The sequence below is a fragment of the Neisseria sp. HMSC061B04 genome, from assembly GCF_001836705.1.
Lineage (GTDB): Bacteria > Pseudomonadota > Gammaproteobacteria > Burkholderiales > Neisseriaceae > Neisseria.
Map to the genome: position 1 here is coordinate 56,821 of NZ_KV830173.1, position 12,713 is coordinate 69,533.

The 12,713-nt window shown below is 49.5% G+C and carries 10 protein-coding genes; 7 read left to right on the forward strand and 3 right to left on the reverse strand.

Annotated elements, in window-relative coordinates; all coding sequences use genetic code 11:
• Position 1: 1 nt before the first annotated feature.
• Complete coding sequence (gene leuC, locus HMPREF2661_RS01155) at positions 2-1,411, reverse strand: 3-isopropylmalate dehydratase large subunit (protein WP_049343582.1); 1,410 nt, start codon at positions 1,409-1,411, stop codon at positions 2-4.
• Positions 1,412-1,675: 264 nt separating this feature from the next.
• Here leuC and gshA point away from each other — a divergent pair, with 264 nt between their 5' ends.
• From gshA to HMPREF2661_RS01190, 7 genes are all read left to right on the forward strand, one after another.
• Positions 1,676-3,034 carry a glutamate--cysteine ligase gene (gene gshA / locus HMPREF2661_RS01160; RefSeq protein WP_049322416.1) on the forward strand — a complete coding sequence of 453 codons (1,359 nt, stop codon included), beginning with the start codon at positions 1,676-1,678 and terminating at the stop codon, positions 3,032-3,034.
• A gap of 101 nt (positions 3,035-3,135) precedes the next feature.
• A complete protein-coding gene (corA, locus tag HMPREF2661_RS01165; RefSeq protein WP_049322415.1) occupies positions 3,136-4,206 on the forward strand; it encodes a magnesium/cobalt transporter CorA in 1,071 nt (356 codons plus the stop codon).
• A gap of 114 nt (positions 4,207-4,320) precedes the next feature.
• Complete coding sequence (locus HMPREF2661_RS01170; protein ID WP_036490948.1) at positions 4,321-4,803, forward strand: acyl-CoA thioesterase; 483 nt, start codon at positions 4,321-4,323, stop codon at positions 4,801-4,803.
• Positions 4,804-4,930: 127 nt separating this feature from the next.
• Complete coding sequence (gene gyrA, locus HMPREF2661_RS01175; RefSeq protein WP_070822134.1) at positions 4,931-7,702, forward strand: DNA gyrase subunit A; 2,772 nt, start codon at positions 4,931-4,933, stop codon at positions 7,700-7,702.
• Positions 7,703-7,766: 64 nt separating this feature from the next.
• Positions 7,767-9,608: an excinuclease ABC subunit UvrC gene (gene uvrC, locus HMPREF2661_RS01180; RefSeq protein WP_070822135.1), complete on the forward strand. Its 1,842-nt coding sequence runs from the start codon at positions 7,767-7,769 to the stop codon at positions 9,606-9,608.
• 27 nt (positions 9,609-9,635) lie between these two features.
• Positions 9,636-10,385, forward strand: coding sequence for a type I 3-dehydroquinate dehydratase (gene aroD, locus HMPREF2661_RS01185; protein ID WP_070822136.1), 750 nt, complete (start codon positions 9,636-9,638; stop codon positions 10,383-10,385).
• Between the two features lie 135 nt (positions 10,386-10,520).
• Complete coding sequence (locus HMPREF2661_RS01190; protein ID WP_070644792.1) at positions 10,521-11,090, forward strand: acetate uptake transporter; 570 nt, start codon at positions 10,521-10,523, stop codon at positions 11,088-11,090.
• 76 nt (positions 11,091-11,166) lie between these two features.
• Here the strand turns inward: HMPREF2661_RS01190 and yfaE are convergent, their stop codons facing one another.
• Both yfaE and nrdB read right to left on the reverse strand, forming a co-directional pair.
• Positions 11,167-11,466: a class I ribonucleotide reductase maintenance protein YfaE gene (gene yfaE, locus HMPREF2661_RS01195; protein ID WP_049322411.1), complete on the reverse strand. Its 300-nt coding sequence runs from the start codon at positions 11,464-11,466 to the stop codon at positions 11,167-11,169.
• Between the two features lie 105 nt (positions 11,467-11,571).
• Positions 11,572-12,705, reverse strand: coding sequence for a class Ia ribonucleoside-diphosphate reductase subunit beta (gene nrdB, locus HMPREF2661_RS01200; RefSeq protein ID WP_107831932.1), 1,134 nt, complete (start codon positions 12,703-12,705; stop codon positions 11,572-11,574).
• Between the last annotated feature and the right edge of the window lie 8 nt (positions 12,706-12,713).

Genomic DNA, 12,713 nt, shown 5'->3' on the forward strand with positions numbered 1-12,713 from the left:
TTTAAGCCATAGTGCGGATGTCGGTAAAGTGGCCGGTAACCGCGGCTGCGGCTGCCATGGCGGGGCTGACGAGGTGGGTGCGTCCGCCGTTGCCTTGACGGCCTTCAAAGTTACGGTTGGAAGTAGAGGCGCAACGTTGTCCCGGGGTCAGGCGGTCGGCATTCATTGCGAGGCACATAGAGCAGCCCGGCTCGCGCCATTCAAAACCGGCTTCGATAAATACTTCGTGCAAGCCTTCTTTTTCTGCTTGCTCTTTAACCAAACCGGAGCCGGGAACGATTAACACGCGTTGTACATTGTCCGCTTTTTTGCGGCCTTTGGCGATAGCGGCGGCTTCACGCAAATCTTCGATACGGCTGTTGGTACAAGAGCCGATAAAGACGATATCGACAGGGATTTCGTTCAATGGCGTACCCGCTTCCAAGCCCATGTATTCGAGGGCGCGTTCCATGCCGCTGCGTTTGACCGGATCGGCTTCTTCGGCAGGATTAGGCACTTTCCCGCTGATGTCCAAAACCATTTCGGGCGATGTGCCCCAGGTTACTTGGGGCTCGATGTCTTCGGCTTTGAAGTGGTATTCCTTATCAAAAACTGCGCCTTCGTCAGACACCAGCGTGCGCCAGTATTCGACGGCTTTGTCCCATGCTTCGCCTTTAGGTGCGAAAGGTTTGCCTTTTACATAGTCGATGGTGGTTTGGTCGACGGCAACCATGCCTGAGCGCGCACCGGCTTCGATCGCCATATTACACAGGGTCATGCGGCCTTCCATAGAAAGGCTGCGGATGGCTTCGCCGCCAAACTCAATGGCGTAGCCCGTACCACCGGCCGTACCGATTTGACCGATGATGTAAAGCGCTACGTCTTTAGCGGTAACACCGGGTTTCAGACGGCCTTCAACGGAAATCAGCATGGATTTGGATTTTTTCGCGGTAATACACTGGGTTGCCATGGTATGTTCGACTTCGGAAGTACCGATACCGTGCGCCAATGCGCCGAATGCGCCGTGGGTAGAAGTGTGCGAGTCGCCGCAGACAACGGTCATGCCGGGCAGGGTGGCACCTTGTTCCGGGCCCATAACGTGCACGATGCCTTGGCCTTTATCCATAAACGGGAAGTAGGCGAGTGCGCCAAACTCTTTAATGTTTTTGTCCAAAGTATCGACTTGCAGTTTGGAAATCGGGTCTTGGATACCTTTGTCCCAGTCGCCGGTCGGGGTATTGTGGTCGGCGGTGGAGACTACGCTGTCGATACGCCAGAGTTTGCGGCCGGCCATTTTCAAGCCTTCAAATGCCTGCGGGCTGGTAACTTCGTGAACCAAATGACGGTCGATGTAAAGCAGGACAGTGCCGTCTTCTTCTTCGCGGACGACGTGGCTGTTCCAAAGTTTATCGTAAAGGGTTTGTGCGCTCATGATGAGTTTCTTTGCTAATTGGTAAGTATGAATGATGGTTTGTGTTTATGGGCGGATTTTAGGCTTTTTATAGGGGCTGTGCAATAGAAATTTGTCCAATTTTTAAAATTTGTCGTAAAGTTTCAAAAATTCTTATTGAAAATTAGACAAATTGTAGAATTGTTGACAAAAAGATGCATTTTATCTGAAAGAATGCTTGTCGAAATGCACTAAAAAGTTCTATCATTCTCACTCAATATCCACATTTACCAAGAGGTATAGAGAATGAAATTACCGGTTCTGGCTCCTGAGTACCTGACTCAATTTCAGGAATTCGAGAGAAAAATTCTTGCCAATCATGCCAAAATCGAAGCATGGTTTCGTTCGCATTGGAACGAACACCGTCCGCCGTTTTATGGTTCGGTTGACATCCGCAATGCCGGTTACAAAATTTCATCTATCGATATGAATTTGTTTCCGGGCGGCTTCAATAATTTGAATCCAAACTTTATCCCGCTGGCGGCGGTTGCCGTGCAAGATGCGGTACAGCGCGCCTGTGAAACGGCAAAATCCGTATTGATTATTCCTGAAAACCACACACGCAACACATTCTATCTTCAAAACGTTTACGCACTCAGCGAGATTTTGCGTTCGGCAGGGTATGAAGTCCGTTTGGGCAGCCTGAATCCTGAGATAACCGAGCCGACTGAGTTTGAAACTGCCTTGGGCGACAAAATCCTGCTGGAGCCTCTATTGCGTACCCGCGAGCGCGTCCACCTTGCCGACGGTTTTTCGCCTTGCGTTGTTTTGTTGAATAACGACTTGTCCGCCGGCGTTCCCGATATTCTCAAAGGCATCAGCCAAACCGTATTGCCTCCATTGCACGGCGGTTGGACGACGCGCCGCAAAACAGAACATTTCAGTGCATACAACCAAGTTGCCGCCGAATTTGCCAAGCTGATTGACATCGACGAATGGCAAATCAATCCTTATTTTGAAAAAATCAGCGGTTTGGATTTCCAAGAGCGCGAAGGCGAGGACGCGTTGGCAGGGGCGGTAGAGCGCGTATTGGCGAAAATTCAAGCCAAATACGATGAATTGGGTATTGCCGACCAGCCTTTCGTGATTGTCAAAGCCGACGCAGGCACTTACGGCATGGGCGTGATGAGCGTTAAATCAGCCGATGAAGTGCGCGGATTGAACCGTAAAAACCGCAATAAAATGGCGAAAGTCAAAGAAGGTTTGGAAGTCAGCGAAGTCATTGTCCAAGAAGGTATTTATACCTATGAAACCATGAACGGCGCCGTCAGCGAACCTGTCGTGTATATGATGGACCGTTTTGTCATCGGCGGCTTCTTTCGTGTACACGAAGGACGCGGCGCGGACGAAAATCTCAACGCCGGCGGTATGGTATTCGTCCCGCTGTCCAACAGCATCCCCACCGGCAGCGGCGACAACTCCCAAGAAGCCCCCGAAGCCTGCAAACGCGTATTCGAACAATGGGACTCGCTCGGTATGCCGCGCTCCGAGAAAGACTGCGACGTGGACAACGAACACAACCGCCTTTACGTTTACGGCGTAATGGCACGCTTGTCCTTGCTCGCTGCCGCATTAGAGTTGGAACAAACAGCGCCTCAAGCCTAATAAAACATTAATCAATGTCATCAGGCCGTCTGAAAATCAGTTTTCAGACGGCTTTTTATGTCTGTACAATCCATTCAAACCAATAAACATGATTTCTTTTTATGAATAAACCAGCCAATCCTGTTGAGACAAACGACAATCTGCAAGAGCAGGCCATGCAGCGCAGCAACACGGACAATGCGCCGCGTTCTGCCATTCATCAAACCTTATATTCCGCCGATACCTTTGTTCAGCATGATTATCTTGCCGGAAAGGCTTTGCCCGATATTGCACGCCCGCAAGAAGGCCAAATCAACTGGCTGCATTTTGTCGGCATCAATGATGCTGCTTTGCTCAAACACGCGCTTGAGCCTTACGGCATCCATGAGCTGGTTATTGAGGATATTCTCAGCCGCAAGCAGCGCCCGAAAATCGAAGACTACGGCAACTATGTGTTTACTGCTGCACAGGTTTACCATTACACCACCACAGGCAAGCTCCATTCTGATCAAGTGTATGTGATTATCGGCAAAGATTTTGTGTTGTCTTTCCAACAAAAACCGTTGGGCTTGTTCAGCCATCTCCGCCGGCAGATGCATGAAAATCCGCACAATATTTTGAACAAAAATACGGCGTTTCTTGCTTATTGCCTGCTTGACCGTATTGTGGACGACTATTTTATCGTTTTGGAATCATACAACAACCGTTTTGAAACCATAGACAAGTCCCTGTTTAAAAATGAAAACAGCGATATTCTCAGTAAGATTCACCGCCTCAAGCGCGATGCCGTCCGCCTGCGCCGAACGCTTTTGCCCTTGCGTGATGTGTTTTACCAACTGGCCGTGCGCGGCGATTTTGCCATTTTCAAAGGCGAATCGACCGTCTATCTGCGCGACGTGTACGACCACAATATGCAGCTTATCGAATCGCTTGATGCCTCGCGTGATATGGTGTTGAGCATGATGGACATTTATCTTTCCTTCCAATCCAACCGCATGAACCAGCAAATGCGCGTGTTGACGGTTATTACCATCATCTTTATGCCGCTGACCGTCATCACCGGCATCTACGGCATGAACTTTGACAATATGCCCGAGCTGCATTGGCATTACGGCTATTTCATGGTTTTGGGTGTGATGCTGTGCATCATTATCGGACTGCTGATTTTCTTCTCACGTAGAAAATGGCTGTAAACAGGAAGGCAATGGGTTGAAATTCAACGATTAAAAACGGTAGAATAATTTTGCACACGTGCAGTCTGAAGTTTTCAGACAATTTAAAAATAAATATCAAAAGGAGAATAAACGATGAAACCGGAACGCCAACTTCCTTCCCATGAACTGATCATGTCCGAGCTGATGATGCCTTATACGGCAAACTTCAGCGGCAATGTTCACGGCGGCGATCTTTTGCGCCTGCTCGACCAAGTGGCATATTCCTGCGCCTGCCGTTACAGCGGTACCTATTGCGTTACTCTGTCTGTTGATAAAGTATTGTTTAAAGAGCCTATTCATGTCGGCGAACTGGTAACCTTTTACGCCAGTATCAACTACACAGGCCGCACTTCTATGGAAGTCGGTATTCGGGTTGAGGCGCAAAACATCCACACCGGCAAAGTGCGTCATACCAACAGCTGCTACTTCACCATGGTTGCCGTTGAAGACGGTAAGCCGGTTCCTGTACCGCCTTTGGAAATCAATACACCGCGCCAACGTTGCCGTTATGAAAGGGCTAAAAAGCGTAAAGAGTTGAGTTTGCAGGCTGCGAACGAAGATTCTGGCTGCAACTAAATTGAATTTATTAAATAATGAAGGCCGTCTGAAATCCTGTTTCAGACGGCCTTCACGCAAAAGCCATAAACTGCTTGTTTTGTGGTAGAATCAACAAGATTTTTGCCATACGAAATTACAGATAATCATGACCGACGCAACCATCCGCAACGACCATAAATTTGCACTTGAAACCCTGCCTGTCAGCCTTGAAGACGAAATGCGCAAGAGCTACCTCGATTACGCCATGAGCGTGATTGTGGGTCGAGCCCTGCCGGATGTCCGCGACGGTCTCAAGCCGGTACACCGCCGCGTGTTGTACGCGATGCACGAGTTGAAAAACAACTGGAATTCCGCCTATAAAAAATCGGCGCGTATCGTCGGTGACGTTATCGGTAAATACCACCCCCACGGTGATACGGCCGTTTACGACACCATCGTCCGTATGGCGCAAGATTTCTCCATGCGTTATGTGTTGATCGACGGTCAGGGCAACTTCGGCTCTATCGATGGCTTGGCCGCGGCAGCCATGCGTTATACCGAAATCCGCATGGAAAAAATTTCCCATGAAATGCTGGCGGATATCGAAGAAGAAACCGTCAATTTCGGTCCCAACTATGACGGCAGCGAACATGAGCCGCTGGTATTGCCGACCCGTTTCCCTGCATTGTTGGTAAACGGTTCATCCGGTATTGCCGTCGGTATGGCAACCAATATCCCGCCGCACAATTTGGGCGATACCATCAATGCCTGCCTGCGTTTGTTGGATGAGCCTGAAACTGAAATCGACGAGCTGATCAACATCATCCAAGCGCCCGATTTCCCGACCGGCGCAACTATTTACGGATTGAGCGGCGTGCGCGAAGGCTATAAAACCGGCCGTGGCCGCGTGGTCATGCGCGGTAAAACCCATATCGAGCCTATCGGCAAAAACGGCGAGCGCGAAGCCATTGTAATTGATGAAATCCCATATCAAGTAAACAAAGCCAAGCTGGTTGAGAAAATCGGCGAATTGGTACGCGAAAAAACGCTGGAAGGCATATCCGACCTGCGCGACGAGTCCGACAAATCCGGTATGCGTGTGGTAATCGAATTGAAACGCAATGAAAATGCCGAAGTCGTTTTGAACCAACTCTACAAACTGACCCAGCTGCAAGACAGCTTCGGTATCAACATGGTGGCCTTGGTTGACGGCCAGCCGCGTTTGTTGAACCTGAAACAAATCCTGTCCGAATTCCTGCGCCACCGTCGCGAAGTCGTTACCCGTCGTACTTTATTCCGCCTGAAAAAAGCGCGTCATGAAGGTCATATTGCCGAAGGTAAAGCAGTTGCCTTGTCCAATATCGACGAAATCATCCGTCTGATCAAAGAATCTGCCAATGCGCCGGAAGCCAAAGAAAAACTGCTGTCCCGCCCATGGCGCAGCAGCTTGGTTGAAGATATGCTCAGCCGTACGGATTTGGACCTGCACATGATGCGTCCTGAAGGCTTGCCTGAAAATTTGGGTCTGCACAGCCAAGGCTATTATCTGAGCGAATTGCAAGCCGATGCCATCCTGCGCATGAGCCTGCGCAACCTGACAGGCCTTGATCAGGAAGAAATTGTCGGCGAATATAAAAATCTGATGAGTAAAATTATTGATTTCGTGGATATTCTTTCCAAACCTGAACGCGTTACCCAAATCATCCGCGAAGAATTGGCAGACATTAAAGCCAACTTCGGCGACGAGCGTCGCAGCGAAATCAATCCGTTTGGCGGTGATATCGCCGATGAAGACCTGATTCCGCAACGCGAAATGGTCGTTACCCTGACTCATGGCGGCTATATCAAAACCCAGCCGACAACCGATTATCAGGCGCAGCGTCGCGGCGGCCGCGGTAAACAGGCAGCGGCCACCAAAGACGAAGACTTTATCGAAACCTTGTTTGTTGCCAATACGCATGATTATTTGATGTGCTTCACCAATTTGGGCAAGTGCCACTGGATTAAGGTTTACAAACTGCCGGAAGGCGGCCGTAACAGCCGTGGCCGTCCGATTAACAACGTCATCCAATTGGAAGAAGGCGAAAAAGTCAGCGCCATCTTGGCCGTCCGCGAGTTCCCGGAAGACCAATACGTCTTCTTCGCTACCGCACAAGGCATGGTGAAAAAAGTCCAGCTGTCTGCGTTTAAAAACGTCCGCAGCCAAGGCATCAAAGCCATCGCGCTTAAAGAAGGCGATTACTTGGTCGGTGCAGCGCAAACCGGCGGCGCGGACGATATTATGTTGTTCTCCAACTTGGGCAAAGCCATCCGCTTTAACGAATATTGGGAAAAATCCGGTAACGATGATGCAGAAGATGCCGATATCGAAACCGAAAACGAAGATTCAGATGGCCTGGATGATGAAAATGCCGAAAACGCATTGCCAAGCGGCAAACACGGTGTCCGTCCGTCCGGTCGCGGCAGCGGTGGCCTGCGCGGTATGCGCCTGCCGGCCGATGGCAAGATTGTCAGCCTGATTACCTTCGCCCCCGAAGCCGAGCAAAGTGATTTGCAAGTATTGACCGCTACGGCCAACGGCTATGGCAAACGTACCCCGATTGCCGATTACAGCCGTAAAAACAAAGGCGGCCAAGGCAATATCGCCATTAATACCGGCGAACGCAACGGCGATTTGGTTGCCGCGACTTTGGTCAGCGAAACCGACGACCTGATGCTGATTACCAGCGGCGGCGTCCTGATTCGTACCAAAGTTGAGCAAATCCGCGAGACCGGCCGTGCTGCCGCAGGTGTCCGCCTGATTAATCTGGATGAAGGCGAAACCTTGGTCAGCTTGGAACGCGTGGCCGAAGAGGCTGAAGATGAAGCCGCTTTAGAAACCGATGCAGCTGAAAACCAAGTAGTAGAAGCTGAAGATACTCCGTCTCAAGAATCTTAAACGTCAATGAAAAAGGCCGTCTGAAAAGTTTTCAGACGGCCTGCTTATTCCAAAAGAAAATCCCGTGAGCGCAACCGAACCGTTCGATTTACCTCTTTTTCTGAAAAATCTGCCCAATCTGCCGGGCGTGTACCGTTTTTTTGACGAAGACAACAATGTTTTGTATGTCGGCAAAGCGGTCAATCTCAAGCGGCGCGTTTCCAGCTATTTCCAAAAAAACGACCATTCGCCGCGCATCGCATTGATGGTAAAACAGGTTCACCATATTGAAACCACCATCACGCGTTCCGAAGCCGAAGCGCTGATTCTCGAAAACAACTTCATCAAAGCCTTGTCGCCGAAATACAATATTCTTTTCCGCGATGACAAAAGCTATCCTTATTTGATGCTCAGCGGCCATCAATATCCGCAGATGGCGTATTACCGCGGCACGCTGAAAAAGCCCAATCAATATTTCGGCCCGTATCCCAACAGCAACGCCGTGCGCGACAGCATTCAAGTGTTGCAAAAAGTCTTTATGCTGCGTACCTGCGAAGACAGCGTATTCGAGCATCGCGACCGTCCTTGTCTGCTTTACCAAATCAAACGTTGCACCGCGCCTTGCGTCGGCCACATCAGCGAAGAAGACTACCGCGACAGCGTGCGCCAAGCCGCAACTTTCCTTAATGGCAAAACCGACGAGCTGACGCGCACCTTGCAACACAAAATGCAAACCGCCGCCGCCAACCTGCAATTTGAAGAAGCTGCCCGTTACCGCGATCAAATCCAAGCGCTCGGCATCATGCAGAGTAATCAGTTTATCGACAGCAAAAATCCGAACAATCCAAACGATATCGATTTGCTCGCGCTGGCGGTTTCAGACGGCCTGGTCTGCGTACACTGGGTCAGCATACGCGGCGGGCGGCACGTCGGCGATAAAAGCTTCTTCCCCGACACCAAAAACGATCCCGAACCAAACGGACAAGATTACGCCGAAGCCTTTGTCGCCCAACATTATCTGGGCAAAAGTAAACCCGACATCATCATCAGCAACTTTCCCATTCCCGATGCGCTGAAAGAGGCTTTGGAAGGCGAACACGGCAAACAGATGCAATTTGTCACCAAAACCATAGGCGAACGCAAAGTCTGGTTGAAAATGGCGGAACAAAACGCACAAATGGCGATTGCACAACGCCGCCTGCAACAAAGCAGCCAGCAACACCGCATCGACGAACTGGCCAAAATCCTCGGCATGGATTCAGACGGCCTCAATCGCCTCGAATGCTTCGACATCAGCCACACGCAAGGCGAAGCCACGATTGCGTCTTGTGTTGTGTACGATGAACAAAACATCCAGCCTTCGCAATACCGCCGCTACAACATCACGACCGCCAAACCCGGCGACGACTACGCCGCCATGCGCGAAGTGTTGACGCGCCGTTACGGCAAAATGCAGGAAGCCGAAGCCAACGGCGAGGCCGTCAAATGGCCGGATGTCGTGTTGATTGACGGCGGCAAAGGGCAAATCGGCGTAGCCGTATCGGTATGGGAAGAACTCGGGCTGCACATTCCTTTGGTCGGTATCGCCAAAGGCCCCGAGCGCAAAGCCGGCATGGAAGAACTCATACTGCCTTTTACCGGAGAAGTTTTCCGGCTGCCGCCCAACAGCCCGGCTTTACATTTATTGCAAACCGTACGCGATGAATCGCACCGCTTTGCCATTACAGGCCACCGCAAAAAACGCGACAAAGCGCGCGTTACTTCCTCACTCAGCGAAATCCCCGGTATCGGCAGCAAACGCCGCCAAGCATTGCTCACCCGATTCGGCGGCCTGCGCGGCGTGATTGCAGCCAGCCGTGAGGATTTGGAAAAAGTGGAAGGCATCAGCAAAGCATTGGCGGAAACCATTTACGAACATCTGCACTGATTGGCTTGAACAGCAAAAAGGAACAATATGAAACCTGTCATCATCAAAAATATCGAGATTGGCAAAGGTCTACCTAAAATTGCCGTGCCGCTGGTGGCTGCTAATACGCAGGAATTGGCGCAGGCTTTGCGCGTATTGAAAGAGATAGCTTTTGACATTATTGAATTTCGTGCGGATTTTTTCCAAACAGCGCTTAATGCCGATTTTATTGCCGAGCAATTAGGCATTGTCCGACAGGCTTTTCCTGCCAAGCCTTTGCTGTTTACATTTAGAAGGGCGCAAGAGGGCGGCAATACGCCTTGTTCGGATGACTATTATTTTGAATTATTGGAAAAAATCATCCTATCCAAACAAGCCGATATTATCGATATCGAGCTTTTTGCCGAGGAGGGCGGCGTCAAACAAACCATTGCCTTGGCACATGAGTATCAAACTGTCGCCTTACTTTGTAATCACGATTTCCAATCCACGCCGTCTTTGGCAGACATTACAGGCCGTCTGAAAACAATGGCCGAGTGGGGCGCGGATATCTGCAAAATTGCCGTGATGCCGCAATCGCCGCAAGATGTATTGACTTTATTGCAGGCGACATATGATGTTTCACAAATTATCAACCGCCCGATTATTACTATGTCCATGGGTCAAACCGGAGCCGTCAGCCGCTTGGCCGGCTCGACTTTCGGCTCGGCCGTTACCTTTGGTGCTGCAGGAAAAACGTCGGCCCCTGGCCAAATTGATGCCAAAGAATTAAGGAAAATCTTAGCGATTTTGGGATAGTTTAATTATTAATATTCAAGGCCGTCTGAAAAATATTTTTCAGACGGCCTGATTTTTTTTAAATTTATTTCTTTTAATTTTAAATAAAATAGGTAACAATGGGTTTCCTATTTTAATAACCAGAGGAGAAATAAAATGACTACTACTAAAGAAAACCTAGCGAACCCAGGTCCAGTAGGCCTGTGTGGCTTTGCATTGACAACTTGGTTGCTCAGTCTGATTAACGGCGGCTTTTTTACTGCTCAAGAGGGTGTCGGCTTAGTTTTGGGCATGGCTCTCGCCTTTGGTGGTATCGCCCAAGTTATTGCCGGTATGTTTGAGTTCAAGAAAGGTAATACGTTTGGCTTTACCGCTTTTATCAGCTATGGCGCCTTCTGGTGGACATGGGCTTTGTTTACCATCTTTTTTAAAGGTGAAACAGCCCCGGCATTTATCGGCTGGTATCTTTGCGCATGGGGTATGTTTTCGCTGATGATGTTTGTGGCTACCTTGACCAAGCCTAAAGTATTGAGCGGTATCTTCTTTTGCTTGACACTGACTTTCTTTGCACTGGGTATTGGCGATGGCATGGAAAATCATAGCATCGTCCATATCGGCGGTTGCTTAGGTTTGGTAACTGCACTTGGTGCGTTCTACTTGGCAGCGGCAGAGGTTATCAACGAATCTTTCGGCCGTACTGTTTTGCCGATTGGCGAACGTAAATAAGCTTGACCATACAAAATGCCGTCTGAACGGTGGATATGAAATCAAGGATTTCAGCCACAATGTTCAGACGGCATTTTTATTTGTCTTCAAATAAATCGACATCAAATAAATCCGGCTCTTTGATGCGCTCACGACAATCAAGCTTGATGTCTTCAGTAACCCGGCAGCAGCACGGCAAAATTTCTCCGGGCGCGACAAAAGCGAGCGGAAAATTATCATAAGAGACTTTCCCATCCAAGATTTTGACCCGGCATGAACCGCAATAGCCGCTGCGACATTGGTATTCAATCTCGTGTCCGGTGCGCTCCAAGCCCTCCAATAAGGTTTCGCCTTGTTGGAGTTGGAAGGTTTTGTCGTGTGTGCTGATGAGTGCCATATGATTTGTTTGGATTGGAAAGGCCGTCTGAAACGGTGTAAAGACGAAATCAAAGATTTCTGCCACACCGTTCAGACGGCCTTGATCATAAAACCGAATGTTCGATTACAGCTCGAAATCGCCTAAATCGTCGGCATTGACTTCCGAATCAATCTGACCAATCAGGTAAGAGGAAATTTCCACTTCCTGCGGCGCAACCTGTACATTGTCAGAAGACAGCCATGCGTTAATCCAAGGAATCGGGTTTTGGGTCGCACCTTCAAATCCGGCAGGCAGACCGACCGCCTGCATACGCAGATTGGTGATGTATTCAACGTATTGCGCCAGAATCTCTTTATTCAGGCCAATCATCGAACCGTCTTTAAACAGATAGGCCGCCCACTCTTTTTCCTGCTCGGCTGCTTTTTTGAAGAGGTTGAAACACTCGTCCTGCAATTCATTCGCAATTTCAGCCATTTCAGGATCATCGGCACCGGCACGCATCAGGTTGAGCATATGCTGGGTGCTGGTCAGGTGCAGGGCTTCGTCGCGGGCAATCAGCTTGATGATTTTAGCGTTGCCTTCCATCAATTCACGCTCGGCAAAGGCGAACGAGCAGGCGAATGAAACGTAGAAGCGGATGGCTTCCAATACATTGACGCACATCAGGCAGAGATAGAGCTTTTTCTTCAACTCGCGCAAAGACACGGTAACGAGCTTGCCGCCGACATTGTGCGTGCCTTCGCCCAACAGATTGTAATATTGGGTGTATTCAATCAAATCATCGTAATAGCAGGCAATGTCCTCGGCGCGGGCGATGATGTATTTGTTTTGCACAATATCATCGAACACGACTGACGGATCATTCACGATATTACGGATGATATGAGTGTAGCTGCGCGAGTGGATGGTTTCGCTGAAGCTCCATGTTTCAATCCAAGTTTCAAGCTCGGGAATAGACACTAAAGGCAAGAACGCAACATTCGGACTGCGGCCTTGGATCGAATCGAGCAAGGTTTGGTATTTCAGATTGCTGATGAAAATATGTTTTTCGTGTTCGGGCAGATTGGCGTAGTCGATACGGTCGCGCGATACGTCGATTTCTTCCGGACGCCAGAAGAAAGATAATTGTTTTTCGATCAGTTTTTCAAATACTTCGTATTTCTGCTGGTCATAACGGGCGACATTTACCGGCTGACCGAAAAACATAGGCTCTTTAAGCGCGTCGTTTTTGGTCTTAGAAAAGGTGCTATAGGACATAGTCAGGT